The organism is Streptomyces sp. NPDC002754 (assembly GCF_053592315.1).
The window spans coordinates 1-12,661 of sequence record NZ_JBSFVM010000044.1 but is presented as its reverse complement, the minus strand read 5'-3'; the positions used below and the strand labels follow the sequence as shown (position 1 = coordinate 12,661).

At 71.0% G+C, this 12,661-nt stretch carries 10 protein-coding genes; 2 read left to right on the top strand and 8 right to left on the bottom strand.

Going from position 1 to position 12,661, the window contains the following annotated elements; translation table 11 throughout:
• Positions 1 to 34: 34 nt before the first annotated feature.
• The 6 genes from ACWD2L_RS38350 to ACWD2L_RS38325 all read right to left on the bottom strand — a co-directional run bounded on the left by ACWD2L_RS38350 (position 35) and on the right by ACWD2L_RS38325 (position 5,795).
• Positions 35 to 247: a hypothetical protein gene (locus ACWD2L_RS38350; RefSeq protein WP_351340376.1), complete on the bottom strand. Its 213-nt coding sequence runs from the start codon at positions 245 to 247 to the stop codon at positions 35 to 37.
• A 323-nt stretch (positions 248 to 570) separates the two neighbouring features.
• Positions 571 to 786: a hypothetical protein gene (locus ACWD2L_RS38345; protein ID WP_351340378.1), complete on the bottom strand. Its 216-nt coding sequence runs from the start codon at positions 784 to 786 to the stop codon at positions 571 to 573.
• 345 nt (positions 787 to 1,131) lie between these two features.
• Positions 1,132 to 1,974 carry an ABC transporter ATP-binding protein gene (locus ACWD2L_RS38340; protein WP_351340380.1) on the bottom strand — a complete coding sequence of 281 codons (843 nt, stop codon included), beginning with the start codon at positions 1,972 to 1,974 and terminating at the stop codon, positions 1,132 to 1,134.
• Positions 1,971 to 3,752: a dipeptide/oligopeptide/nickel ABC transporter permease/ATP-binding protein gene (locus tag ACWD2L_RS38335; protein WP_351340383.1), complete on the bottom strand. Its 1,782-nt coding sequence runs from the start codon at positions 3,750 to 3,752 to the stop codon at positions 1,971 to 1,973. Before ACWD2L_RS38335 ends, ACWD2L_RS38340 begins: the two co-directional genes overlap by 4 nt.
• Positions 3,749 to 4,690, bottom strand: a complete 942-nt coding sequence (locus ACWD2L_RS38330; protein WP_351340384.1) for an ABC transporter permease — start codon at positions 4,688 to 4,690, stop codon at positions 3,749 to 3,751. Before ACWD2L_RS38330 ends, ACWD2L_RS38335 begins: the two co-directional genes overlap by 4 nt.
• A gap of 199 nt (positions 4,691 to 4,889) precedes the next feature.
• On the bottom strand, positions 4,890 to 5,795 hold the full coding sequence (locus ACWD2L_RS38325; RefSeq protein ID WP_351340386.1) for an SGNH/GDSL hydrolase family protein: 906 nt from the start codon (positions 5,793 to 5,795) through the stop codon (positions 4,890 to 4,892).
• A gap of 199 nt (positions 5,796 to 5,994) precedes the next feature.
• On the opposite strand from ACWD2L_RS38325, the gene ACWD2L_RS38320 reads away from it, so the two are divergent.
• Positions 5,995 to 8,340, top strand: coding sequence for a glycoside hydrolase family 3 C-terminal domain-containing protein (locus tag ACWD2L_RS38320; RefSeq protein ID WP_351340388.1), 2,346 nt, complete (start codon positions 5,995 to 5,997; stop codon positions 8,338 to 8,340).
• A gap of 510 nt (positions 8,341 to 8,850) precedes the next feature.
• Here ACWD2L_RS38320 and ACWD2L_RS38315 read toward each other — a convergent pair.
• Together ACWD2L_RS38315 and ACWD2L_RS38310 are read right to left on the bottom strand one after the other, a co-directional pair.
• Positions 8,851 to 9,447, bottom strand: a complete 597-nt coding sequence (locus tag ACWD2L_RS38315; protein ID WP_351340391.1) for a TetR/AcrR family transcriptional regulator — start codon at positions 9,445 to 9,447, stop codon at positions 8,851 to 8,853.
• A gap of 10 nt (positions 9,448 to 9,457) precedes the next feature.
• On the bottom strand, positions 9,458 to 10,741 hold the full coding sequence (locus tag ACWD2L_RS38310) for a glycoside hydrolase family 1 protein (RefSeq protein ID WP_351340393.1): 1,284 nt from the start codon (positions 10,739 to 10,741) through the stop codon (positions 9,458 to 9,460).
• A 216-nt stretch (positions 10,742 to 10,957) separates the two neighbouring features.
• Between ACWD2L_RS38310 and ACWD2L_RS38305 the strand changes: the two genes are divergently transcribed.
• Positions 10,958 to 12,562, top strand: a complete 1,605-nt coding sequence (locus ACWD2L_RS38305; protein ID WP_351340396.1) for a family 20 glycosylhydrolase — start codon at positions 10,958 to 10,960, stop codon at positions 12,560 to 12,562.
• Positions 12,563 to 12,661: the final 99 nt, after the last annotated feature.

The following is a 12,661-nucleotide window of genomic DNA, read 5'->3' as shown; positions in this document are numbered from 1 at the left end:
CGCCCCCGGACCTCGTGTGGCGTCCCTGTCCAGGTCACGCTGCCTTGTAGTGGTGTGCGCGCCCGCCCCGCCACATCACCCACGCCGGATCAGCGAGCAGCGCGTCGGCGTCCTCCGGCCCGGCCCGACGCAGGAACTCCACGACGTCGTCATCGGAGTGCGCGAGGCCGGGGATCTGCCGGTGTGTGGTCACCCGCCGGGCTCCCGTACCGAGCGGCGGGTGCACGACGATCGGCGTGCCTTCCATCCCCACCCCCAGGGTGCGCCGGGTCGGCCAGTACGCAGCCCGGCACCACCCCGCCGCGCGGGTGAGCACAGCGTGTTGAACACCGTCCACCTGTGATGCCCGGCGTAGAAATCTGCACAGCGCACGAACTTGCCCATGCTCTGTTCGCGCCGCCACTAGGGCCCGACGCCGTAGCTTCCGTTCTAGTGGTCGTTGCAACACCCCAGCTCAAGGGGTGCGACGTGACGCCCTTCCTGGATGGTCGTTGCACGAGTGGAGTCGGTGGGTGCACTACCGCTCCCCGGCCGGCCCCGGTCCTCGAACCCTGGGGCCGGCCGGGTGCGTCAGTGCGTCCATGCCTCCGGGCCGCCGCCCCGCCACTCAATCAGCGCCGAGTAGACGACGTGCATCTCGTCGAAGGACCGCAGCCCAGCCTCCTGCAAGAGCGCGACTATGTCTTTCACGGACAGCGCCCGGCCGAGGATTGTGCCGTCGATACGGACGTTCCGGCCGCCGTCCTCGCCGGGCGGATAGATCACAACAGGCTGCGCAGTAGACATGCCGCCATCGTGCGGCGGGCGGTTTCTCCACGCAGCCTGGAGGCGTCCGCGTGGTCTACTGCGTGCCCGTTGGCGCCGGTCCGCCCAACTGTGGGGTTGGCGCTGGGCCGCCGTCCGAGGCCCTAGGCTGCTTCAGCCACCTCTGGTGCGTCGCTGGTCCCGGCGGGCTGGGAGGCCGCCTGATGCTTGAGCTGCGACCGCTTCGCGACAGCCTCCGGCCCGTCGAAGTCGGCGAAATACCGGTGGCCGACGATGAACGCCGACAGTTCGTACTCGCGCCTGCGCAGCCGGTCGAACTCGGCCGCACCCCCGGCAGTCCAAGCGAATCTGGGTCTGGACTCGCGCTCACGGCAAGCTCTGGCGGCGCAGTGTTCTGCGGTCGTGTTGTGCTGCGACGTCTGCGACGGGCGAGGCGAGAAGGAGCGAGCGGGTGTAGGGGTGTGCGGGTGTGCTGGTCAGGGGATCGGTTTCACCGGACTCGACGATCTCGCCATGGTGCATGACGGCGACGCGGTGGCTGACGCAGCGCACGACCGACAGGTCGTGGGAGATGAAGAGGTAGGCGACGTCGGTCGCGTCCTGGATTTCCAGCAGCAGGTCCATGATGGTGCGTTGAGTGGTCAGGTCGAGGGCGGAGACCGGCTCGTCGCACACGATGAAGCGGGGTTCGAGGGCCAGGGCGCGGGCGATCGCGACGCGCTGCCGCTGCCCTCCGGAGAACTCGCGGGGCAGTCGGCCGGCGGCGTCGGTCGGCAGGTGGACGCCGTCGAGCAGGGCGGCGATGCGGGCTCGGGCGCGGGAGGCGTCCCGCCCCTGCGCGACGAGGGGTTCGGCGAGGGTGTCACCGATGGTGAGGGCAGGGTTGAGCGAGGTGTACGGGTCCTGGAAGATGACCTGGATGTCCCGGCTCAGGGCGCGGCGGCGGGCTCGCGCGAGGCCGTCGATGCGTTGTCCGGCAAAGGTGATCCGCCCCGAGTCGAGCGGGACGAGGCCGAGGATCGCACGGCCGATGGTTGTCTTGCCGGAACCGGACTCGCCCACCAGGCCAAGGGTTTCACCGGGGCGGACGTCGAGGTCGACACCCTTGAGGACCTCCGTACGAGAGGAGCGCCGGCCTCGGCCGCGGAACGAGACACGGACCTGTTCCAGGGAGAGGAGCGGGACCTGCGCGGCTGGCGGTGTGTTCATGCGGTGGCGCTCCTTGCCGTGTGCGGCTGCCAGGGGGCGCGGGCGGGTTCCTTGTCCAGGACAGCGCCGAGCAGGGTGCGGGTGTAGGGGTCGTGCGGGTGGTCGAGCAGCTCTGTGGTGGGGCCGGTCTCGACGATGCGGCCGGCGTTCATGACGGCGACGTGGCCGCACAGGTCGGCGACCACGCCGAGGTTGTGGGTGACCAGGAGGACTCCCAGGTCGCGTTCGGCCTGAAGGCGCCGGAGCAGGTCGAGGACCTCCGCCTGGACGCGGACGTCGAGGGCGGTCGTGGGTTCGTCGGCGATGAGGAGCTTCGGGTCGCAGGACATCGCTCCGGCGATCAGGACGCGCTGGGCCATGCCGCCGGAGATCTCATGCGGGTAGCGGCGGGCCACCTGGCGAGGGTCCGGTATCTCGACCTGGGCGAGGAGTTCCAGGGTGCGTGCGGCGGCCTCTCGCTTGGACAGGCCGAGGACGCTCCGCAGCGGTTCGGCGAGCTGGCTGCCGACGGTGAACGCCGGGTCGAGGTTGCTCATCGGCTCCTGCGGCACGTACGCAACGGTGCTGCCGCGCAGTGCGCGGTGATCCCGCTCCGGGAGGGCGACGACCTCCCGGCCGTCCACACGGACCGAGCCGGAGGTGATGCGGCCGCCTTCGGGCAGGATGCCGAGGACGGAGAACGCGGTCTGCGTCTTGCCGGAACCCGACTCACCGACGAGGCCGACGATCTGACCGGGCCGCACGTCGAGGTCGACACCGTGCACGACCGTCCTGTCGCTGCCGTCGGGCTGGGCGTACGCGACGCTCAGGCCGCGGACGGAGAGCAGCTCGGCCCGTGGGCCGGCGTCCTGCGACGACGAAGGCGCGGAGGTCGCACGTGTGCGTGTGGCGGACCGGCGGGGCGGGGCCGCGGCGCGGTCCTCCAGGACGTCGCGCAGCGCGGCGGCGAGCAGGACGAGCGCGCTGCTTGTCAGCCCGAGGGCGAGGCCGGGCCAGAGCAGGAGCGCTGGTTCGCGCTGGATGTTCTGGAACGCCTCGTTGAGCATGGCCCCCCATGTCGCGGTGGTCCCGCTGCCCACTCCGAGGAATTCGAGTCCGGCCTGCAGGCCGATCGCGATCCCCGCGACGAGGGCGACCTGGATGATGACGGGCCCCCGCACCACGACCAGGACATGCCGGGTCACGATCCGGGTGTCGGACAGCCCGGAGATGCGCGCGGCATCGACATACAGCTCACCGCGGACGTCGGCGACGACCCCGCGGACCAGGCGGAAGAAGCTCGGCGCCACCAACACCCCGAGCACGATCATGAGGACCCAGACATTCGGACCGAGGATCGCCCGGGACGCCAGCAGCACGACCATCGCGGGCAGCGCCATGACGAGATTGACGATCCACGCGGCCACGGAGTCGAACGTGCCGCCCCGGTACCCGGCGAACAGCCCGGACGGAACACCGAGGAGCAAGGCGATGCCGACGGCGATGAGCGCGCCGGCCAAGGTGTTGCGGCCGCCGTACAGGATCCGGGACAGGATGTCGCGCCCCGCGGAGTCCATGCCCAGCGGGTGGGCGCCGCTCGGTGACCGGAAGGCATCGCCGAGGGCCGAGGCCGTGGGGGACTGCGGGGCCAGCAGGGGCGCGAGGAGCGAGGCGAGGACGACGAGGGCGAGCAGCGTGAACGAGAGTGCACCGAGCGGATTGCGCAGCAGCCTGCCGACTGCGCGCGGGCGTCGGACCGTTGAGGGCGTGGCCTTGGGGGCGTGACCGGACCGGCTCATGTCACTCTCGCTTTCGGGTTGAGCCAGCCGATGAGAATGTCGACGGCCAGGTTGATCAGTACGACGCCGATGACGGTGAGCATGACCAAGGCCATGATCACCGGGATGTCGCCGCGGGTGGTGTAGGCGACGGTCATGCTGCCGATGCCGGGGAGCCCGAAGATCTGCTCCACGAGGACCGCGCCGCCGAGCAGGCCGACGAACTGCATGCCGAGCAGGGACAGCGCGGGCGCCGAGGCATTGCGCAGGACGTGCCGGAACACGATGCGGCGCGACGACAGGCCACGGGCCCGCAGCGTCCGCACGTAGTCCTGGCGCAGGACGTCGATGACGGCGCCGCGCACCTGCTGGGAGACACCGGCGACGGCGGACACCGACAGGGCGATCACCGGCAGGGTGACGGTGGACAGCCAGCCCGTCGGGGAGTCGCCGAGGGCGGTGTAGCCGATGGCGGGGAACCAGTGCAGGTTCACCGCGAAGACGAGGACGAGGACGAGTGTCACCAGGAAACCGGGCAGGGCTTGCCCGACCACCGCGGCGACCTGGAGGCAGCGGTCGACAAGTCCGCGCCGCACACCGGCCCATGTTCCCAGCAGGAAGGAGACGACGGTGGTGACGAGCGTGACGCCCAGCATCAGACTCAGGGTGACAGGCAATCTGCCTGCCACCGCCTGGGTCACGTCCTCACTGGTGAACCACGAGGTGCCGAAGTCGCCGCGCACCGCGTGCGAGAGCCAGTCCGCGTACTGGGCGAACACGGACCGGTCCAGGCCCAGGGAGGTGTTCTTGGCGTCGATGGCGGGCTGTGCCGCGGACTCGCCGAGGAGCTGGCGGCCCACGTCGTGGTGCGGGATCGACAGCAGCAGGTACGACAGCAGGGAGATGACCAACAGGAGCACGGCTCCTGCGGCGATTCTCCGGAAAATGAGGGTCAGCATGGTCTCGGCGTTCAGGTCCGGCGGCCGGAGGGCCGGCGTGGGCCGCGCGCGGACCGTGCGGCCCGGTGGCCGGGTGCGGGTCGGCGGCGGTGGGAAAGGGCTCTGTGTCGGGGCAGTTGGGCCTGGGGCGGGGAACCGGCGGCGCCGCTGGTCGAAGGGCCGTCCCCGGGCAAGCGCTCATCGCGCGCCTGCCCGTCCTTCACCGGTCGAGCGCGGCGAGGACCTGCGTGGTGGCGCTGCGGTGTCCAGCCGCGTTGGGGTGGAAACCGGCCGCCTGCTCCGTCTCCTTCGGCTCGATCCAGCGCACGCCGTCCGGCTTGCAGGCGTCGTGCCCGATCGAGGGGGTGTACAGGTCGACGTAGTCCGCGTCGTAGACGTTTGCCTGCTCGGAGAGCATGGAGTCGAGCTGCTCGGTCTTGTCGCGGAACCAGGCGAAGTCGCCAGTGGCGAACGGGATGGTGTCGGGGCAGGAGCTGCCGTCGTCCGGCACGATGGCGGGATAGCCGACGAGGAGCACCCGTGCCTGCGGCGAGCGGGCGTGGATCTCCTTCAGTACGGCTTCGATCTTCGGCCCGACGCTGTTGATGCGGCCACCGATGACGTCGTTGCCCAGTGGTGTGTAACTTGACCGGCAGGGCGCGCCGGTGGGAGCCAGGTGGGCCAACAGGACGCACCGCGTGATGACGCCGGTCAGGTCGAGGTCGTTGCCCCCGACGCCGAGCGTGACCAGAGATGTGTCGGGGCGCAGGGCGTCGAGCTGGGGCGGAGCCGAACCTTGACGTTGCGTCATATCCGCGGTCGTCGCCCCGGCGCATGTCACGTCCGTGAAGTCGTCCGCCCCTACGGATCGGGCCACCAGCGAGGGGTAATTGCTTTCGGAGCGGCCGCAGTTGGCATCGGCCTGCGCGGGGATGCCGAGGCCCGAGCTGTAGGAGTCTCCGAGGGCCACGTAGTGCGCCGCGGGTGCGGGCGCTGCGGCGGCGGGCTGCGCCGCCGCGAGTGTCAGCGTCACGGCGCAGGCGGCAGTCAGTGCGGCGACGGGTCGGGCCCGGTGTCCCCCGGTGGAGCCGGCGTGGTCGGGGGCAGGTGGATGGTGCAGCGTCATGCCGTACCTCTTCTCCTGGAAATGGGAGGCCGCGGGGCGCGAGCGACCCACGAACGCAAAAACCATACGATGAACGGTTTCTGGCCGTCAATCCCCGTGCCCGCACCGGTCGATGAGTCCTTGACGTGCCAAAACCGATCGACTTACGGTTTTGTAATTCCGGCGCACACGCGCTCAGACCACGAGCAGAGCAGGTCCGATGGCCGAACAGCCCTCCGCCGTTTCGCGTCTCCCGCTTTCCCAACAGGCCGCCCTGACCAGCGGCGGCGGCGACTTCACCACGCAGGAGGCACCGGGCGTGCCCGCCCTGCTGATGTCCGACGGGCCGCACGGTCTGCGGCTGCCAAAGAACGCAGGGAACGGCGGTCAGGCCGATCTGCGCAGCGCGGCCCCTGCCACCTGCTTCCCGCCCGCCGTGGCTCTGGGCAACAGCTGGGACCCCGAGCTCGCCCAGCGGGTCGCCGGGGCGATCGCCGCTGAGGCTCGCGCCTTCGGTGTGCACGTCGTCCTGGGGCCGGGCATCAACCTCAAGCGCTCCCCGCTGTGCGGTCGCAACTTCGAGTACTTCTCCGAAGACCCGCACCTGACCGCGGAGTTGGGCGGCGCCATGGTGCGGGGACTGCAGCGTGCGGGGGTGGCCGCGTCCCTCAAGCACTTCGCGGCGAACAACCAGGAGACCGACCGCATGCGGGTCAGCGCCGACATCGACGAGCGGCCCCTGCGCGAAATGTACTTGCGGGCCTTTGAACGCATCGTGCGCCGGGACCGGCCCTGGACGGTGATGGCCGCGTACAACGCTGTGAACGGTGTGCCGTTGTGCGAGAACGAACACCTCCTCACCTCGGTCCTGCGCGACGAGTGGGGCTTCGACGGTGTCGTGGTCTCGGACTGGGGAGCTGTCCGCGACCGGACCCTGGCTCTGATGGCGGGCCTCGACCTGCAGATGCCCGGCACCGACGGTCGCACCGACCAGGAGGTCCTCGCGGCTGTTGAGGACGGCCGCCTCCCGGCCCAGGCGCTGCACACGGCCGTGGAGCGCATCGCCCTGCTCGCCCGGCGCGTCACCGCCGCCGATGCCCCGCCGCCGCCCGCCGAGACGCTGTTCCCCCGGCATCACGCCCTGGCCCGGGAAGTGGCCGAGCGCTCCGTCGTCCTGCTGAAGAACGAGGACGGGCTGCTGCCGCTCGACCCCGGCACCCGCCCCGGAACCCTCGCGGTGATCGGCGAACTCGCCCGCACACCGCGCTTCCAGGGCGCCGGCAGCTCCCAGGTGACTCCCACCCGGCTCGACACCCCCCTCGACGAACTGCGGAAGCTGGCGCCGACGGCGAACATCGCGTTCGCTCCCGGCTACCGGTTGCCGGGCGGCGAGCCGACCGGGCCCGCCGAGGCGGACGGGAACGTCGGGCACCCTGACGATGCGGCCGCCGACGAGGCGGAGGCCCTGGCCGCACGCAGTGACACCGCCGTGGTGTTCCTCGGGCTGCCCGCGCAGGACGAATCCGAGGGCTTCGACCGCGAACACCTGTCGTTGCCCCGAGCCCAACTGGCGCTGCTGGAACGGGTCGTGGCTGTCCAGAGCCGAGTGGTCGTCGTCCTCGCCCACGGTGGCACGGTGTGCACGGCCCCGTGGCAGGAGTGGGTGCCCGCGCTCGTCGACGCCTCGCTTCTCGGCCAGGGTGGCGGTCATGCGCTCGCTCGCGTCCTGCTCGGTGCGGCCGAGCCGCGCGGCCGGCTCGCCGAGACCGTCCCGATGCGCCTCGAGGACAGTCCCTCGTATCTGTCGTTCCCCGGCGAGGAGGGACGGGTGCGGTACGGGGAGGGTCTCTTCGTCGGACACCGTGGTCACGACGCCCGGCGTACCCCGGTGGCCTTCCCGTTCGGCCACGGTCTGTCCTACACCACCTTCGAACACCGGGACTTGCGCGTGTCATGGGACGCCGACGCGCAGCACGCCGAGGTCACCGTGACCGTGGCCAACACCGGACACCGGGCAGGGCGCGAGGTCGTCCAGGTCTACCTGCACGGTCCGGACGGCTCGCCGGTCGTGCGTCCCGAGCGCGAACTGCGCGGATTCACCGGTGTCGAACTCGCCCCTGGCGAGCAGCGGGACACCACGGTGACGCTGGCGCGCGACGACTTCGCCCACTACAGCGAACGCGAGGCCGGCTGGCGTGTCGAAGGAGGGACGTGGCGCATTGACGTGGGCGCCTCCTCTCGTGACATCCGGCTCTCGGCGCCCTGTGACGTACAGGGTGACCCGTCCCGGCTCACCCTCACGGGACGCAACACGCTCGCCGAGTGGTACGCGCACCCCGAGGGCGCCCCCGCGCTCGCCGCCGCGTTCGCCGAAGGACGTGGCGCGGACGGGCCGCCGTCGGCGCTCGACGACCCGCTCGTGCACCGATTCCTGTCCGGCGTCCCCCTCGACGTGATCGCCGAGTTCCCGCAGAGCCCGCTCGGTGCGGAGGGGCTGTCGGCGCTGGTGGATCGCCTCGCCACAGAGAGGGCCGGCGGCAGCACCGCGCCCCGGGAGACGTCGTGAGCGCGTCGAGGAGCGCCCGGGCCGGGTGACCGGAAACGGCGCCGCCGGCTGGGAAGCGGTGCGGGACGCGTTCACCCTGGGCCAGGCAGGCGCCCCCGGTGGTGCCCAACTCGGCGTGCAGCACGAGGGGGGAGCAGGCCGTCGACCTGGCCATCTCCCGTTCGTCGTGGGCCTCGACCTGTGGATCGGTCTGCCGCCTGAGGAGGAGCGCCGGTTCGTGCCTCAACGTCCCTCGGCCGGGCCTTGGGCCGGCGAACAGATCACGAGCGCACTCGACGTGCTCGGCCTCACCCGCGACGACGGCCCAGCTCGCGCCCTCATGACCGCCACGGGTGAACTCGACCGGTTCGTCGCCGAGTTCACCACACGCCACGGCCGCACCGCTGAGATTCCGGCCGCCGTGGACCAGGGAGCTGACGGCGTTCGTCCCGTGGCGGCCGTGCGGCAGGGACCGGCACGCGAAGGAGGGGCGGGGGCCGTCGAGCTCCCACCCCTCCTCGATGTGCTGAGTCAGGAGTCGCTGTCGTCGTCCGCGGTGGCCGGCGGCATCAGCAGCGCCATCACGTCGTCGATCGGCTGCTCCATGTTGACCGAGCGGTCCACCAGCCACTGCAGCTGGATACCGTCGGCCACCGCGATCAGCAGCGCCGCCAACCGCTCGGGCGGGATGTCGCAGCGCATGTCCGAGGTGGCCAGCTTCTCGCGGAGCCACTCGGTGACCTGACCCCGCATCACGGGATAGCGCTTCGCGAAATGCTCGTGTGCCGGGTGCTCGGGGTCGCTGGCCGCGGCCGCCATCGACACGAACAACTCGACGAGTCCCGGGGTCGCCGTACCCTCGCGGATGACCTCCCGGTACCGATAGGGGCCGGTGCGCTGCTCCTGCCGTACGCGGGCCGCCTCGTCACGCATCCGCAGGACCTGGGTGAGCAGGTCCTCCTTGGAGTCGAAGTAGTGCATCAGTCCGGGCAGGCTGATGTTGCACCGTGCCGCGACCTTGCGCAGTGAAGTTCCGCGGTAGCCCTCGGCCGCGAAGATGTCGAGCGCAGCCTCCAGGATCTCCTTACGCTTGGCCTCGCCCTTTTCGTAGGGACCGCGTTTCGCCATGTGCCTCACCCTAACGTGCGGCGGACGGTACCGGCCGGGACGTGGATCCGGCGCCCGGGAGCCGGCCCGCCGCGGCGAGCGCACCCAGCCATCGGGCGGACGCCTTGGGTGTGCGGGCAAAAGTGGTGGGGTCGACACCGATGAGCCCGAACGTCGGCGCGAAGGTGCCCCATTCGTAGTTGTCCAGGGCGCTCCAGTGGAAGTAGCCGCGCACGTCCGCGCCACCCCGCAGCTGCTCGGCCAGGGAGGCGAGGGCCCGGCGTGTGTAGGCGATACGCTCGGTGTCGTCGGCGGTGGCGATGCCGTTCTCCGTGACCACGATCGGCACGCCCGTGCCGGTCACCTCGACCGTGTGCGCGATCGCCTCGCCGAGCGCCTCCGGGTAGACCTCCCAGCCGGTGAGCGTCGTGGGTGCGCCGTCCGGGACGGGCAGCGGGCCGTCCGGGCCGATGAGGTGCCGGGTGTATGCCTGCACACCAATCCAGTCGTCGGCGCGGGCCTCTTTGAGGAAGAGGTCCTCGCGGGGCCAGGCGTACGCCGCCGCGGCCGCCTCGGCGCCCGGCTCGGCCTGGTAGACCTGATTGGCCACGGTCCAGCCCACCTGGTGTCTGGCATCGGCCTCGTGGAGCACCGAGCGGGCCTGGTGGTGCGCCTCGATCAGCGTCCGCGTGACGACCTCGTCCGGAGCGATCAGCGCCGGATTGAACGCGGCACCGCCCTCGGCTCGGCCCCGCGCCAGGCTCGACCAGCCGTGCTCGGCGGCGTACCGGCGAAGCGAGTACATCAGAGCGAGCATGTTGGGCTCGTTCACAGTGGCGACCCGGGTGGGGCCACCCAGTACCTCCAGCGCGGTGCGGGTGTACTCGGCGAAGAGGTCCGGCGCGTCCGGTGCCCGCCAGCCGCCGCGCTCGCTGAACCAGCGCGGTGAGGTGAAGTGATGCAACGTCACCACCGGGGTGAGGCCGCGTGCCCGCGCGCCCTCCACCATGGCGCGGTAGTGGGCGAGCGCGGCTCGCGACACGCGTCCGGCCTCAGGCTCGATTCGCGCCCACTCGATGCTGAACCGGTAGGCGTTGAAGCCGAGTTCGCTCAGCAGGTCCATGTCCTGCGGCCAGCGGTGGTAACTGTCGGCTGCGTCGCCGCTCGGTGCCGAGACGAACGTGTCGGGTGCGTTCTCCAGGGCCCACCAGTCGCTGGCGATGTTGTTGCCTTCGACCTGGTGTGCGGAGGTCGCGGCCCCCATCAAGAAGTCTTCGGGCAGGGCGAGTTCGGTCCCGGGCTGGGGCGACGCCATGGAGCTTCTCCTCTCACGAGAGCGACCTCCGGGCCCTCTCGCCAAAAGCGTTCATTGATCGGTTTTCGTGTTAGCGTACAGGTGGTGCCGCACCGTGTGGAAGAGGCGACGTGGGGGCGCGTCGAACCCCGGAGGCACTTGCCCGGAGGCGCCGTCCGTCGCGCCCTGACGACGTGGCCGGGGGCGCCTCCGGGCTCCGGCCGGAGGGAGGTTGTGTTGTCCGCACTCATTCCCGGGCCTGCTGACGCCCGGATGGGGCCGGGCCTGCTGTGCCCACCCATCGGAGCACCCTGGCGGGTCCGCAGTGCCACGCGCGAGTTCGCTTCCGCGGCCGAGACCGTACGGGAGCTGCTCGCTCCGCACCTCGGCGCCCGAGTATCCGCTGCGGCCCCGCCCACCGGCCCCGCACTCACCTTGACCGACCAGGACGCGCCTGCCGCGCCGCGCCGCACCTTCGGCGTCGCGCCGACCGGCGAGAGTGAGCCACCGGACGAGTCGTACGCCCTGGACGTCGACGATGCCGGTGTCGTCTGCCGTGCCCGCACCCCGGCCGGCGCCCTGCGCGGTGGAGTCGCTGCCGCCCAACTGCTGCTCACCGAAACCCACTTGCCGCACCGCCGGATGCGCGACGGGCCGCACTTCGCCTGGCGCGGCCTGATGCTCGACCCGGCACGCACCTTTCTCTCGCCGGACGAGCTGCGCCGCCTCATCGACGTGGCCGCGCTGTACCGGCTCAACGTCGTGCACGTGCACCTGACCGACAACGAGGGCTGGCGCCTCCAGATCCCCTCGCTCCCCGCCCTCACCTCTCAAGGCTCGGCAGGGAAAAGAGAGTTCTACACTGTCGCCGAATATCGGGACCTGCAGTCCTACGCCGCCGCCCGGCACATCACCCTGATCCCGGAAATCGACCTTCCGGGGCACTGTGCCGCCCTGCGCCGCGCCCTGCCGGACCTGCCGCCGGCCCCGGCCCCCGAGGGGCTGCGCGGTCGCTACTCGTACACACCACCGCTGGACCTGGCCGACGACACCACGCGCACGACCGTGTCCGCCGTCCTCGCCGAGGTCTGTGCGCTCACCGATGGTCCCTTCGTCCACGTCGGCGGCGACGAGGCGCTCGGTATCACCGCGGATTCCTTCTCCCATGCGGTCACTGAACTCCGTGAAACGATAAGGAAGTTCGGCAAGAAGCCGGTCTGCTGGCAGGAGGCCTCGCGGGCCGGCCTCGCGCCGGGCGACGTCCTGCAACACTGGGTGGACGTGGAGATGATGGATCTCCCCGACACCCCGGATGAGCTGGCCGCTCGCCCCGACCTGGCGTCGACCGGGCACGGGGTGGAGGTGTTCCGTGCACTCAAACGCTTCTTCGGACCCAGTGACCACGACGTCCGGCGCATCCTGGACGGCGGCGGCCAGATACTGCTCTCGCCGCAGTCCCATCTGTATCTCGACCGGCGCTACGCACCCGAGACCCTGCCCGAAGATGTTCGGGCGGCCGTCGCGGACGTGGGCTTCGCCACCTACCGGCCGCGCAGCACCGAATACGCCGCGCAGTGGAGCCCCGACCTCCACGGCATTCCCGCGGATCGTGTGGCCGGCGTCGAAGCCACGCTGTTCGCCGAGCAGTTGACTGGTTTCGAGGACATCTCCACTTTGCTGCTGCCTCGTTTGGCGGGTGTCGCCGAGGTCGCCTGGACGGGCCGGGCGCCGGACTGGTCCGAGTTCCGGGGCCGGCTTGCCGCGCACGCCCGTTGGTGGGCCGAGCGGGGGCTGCCGTACGCAGCCACGACCGATGTGCCCTGGGTTGAGAGTCGCTCCTGACCGTGGACGATGACACCCATGCCGACCGACGAGACGCACACCCACCCCCACGTGCACCCCCACATCCGCCGAGCAGTCCCGAATGTGGAAGTGCCCGAC

What these genes read in the sequence shown, in the direction of transcription:
- ACWD2L_RS38350 (WP_351340376.1), bottom strand. Translation starts at nt 247, where the DNA reads ATGGAAGGCACGCCGATCGTCGTGCACCCGCCGCTCGGTACGGGAGCC.
- ACWD2L_RS38345 (WP_351340378.1), bottom strand. Translation starts at nt 786, where the DNA reads ATGTCTACTGCGCAGCCTGTTGTGATCTATCCGCCCGGCGAGGACGGC.
- ACWD2L_RS38340 (WP_351340380.1), bottom strand. Translation starts at nt 1,974, where the DNA reads ATGAACACACCGCCAGCCGCGCAGGTCCCGCTCCTCTCCCTGGAACAG.
- ACWD2L_RS38335 (WP_351340383.1), bottom strand. Translation starts at nt 3,752, where the DNA reads ATGAGCCGGTCCGGTCACGCCCCCAAGGCCACGCCCTCAACGGTCCGA.
- ACWD2L_RS38330 (WP_351340384.1), bottom strand. Translation starts at nt 4,690, where the DNA reads ATGCTGACCCTCATTTTCCGGAGAATCGCCGCAGGAGCCGTGCTCCTG.
- ACWD2L_RS38325 (WP_351340386.1), bottom strand. Translation starts at nt 5,795, where the DNA reads ATGACGCTGCACCATCCACCTGCCCCCGACCACGCCGGCTCCACCGGG.
- ACWD2L_RS38320 (WP_351340388.1), top strand. Translation starts at nt 5,995, where the DNA reads ATGGCCGAACAGCCCTCCGCCGTTTCGCGTCTCCCGCTTTCCCAACAG.
- ACWD2L_RS38315 (WP_351340391.1), bottom strand. Translation starts at nt 9,447, where the DNA reads ATGGCGAAACGCGGTCCCTACGAAAAGGGCGAGGCCAAGCGTAAGGAG.
- ACWD2L_RS38310 (WP_351340393.1), bottom strand. Translation starts at nt 10,741, where the DNA reads ATGGCGTCGCCCCAGCCCGGGACCGAACTCGCCCTGCCCGAAGACTTC.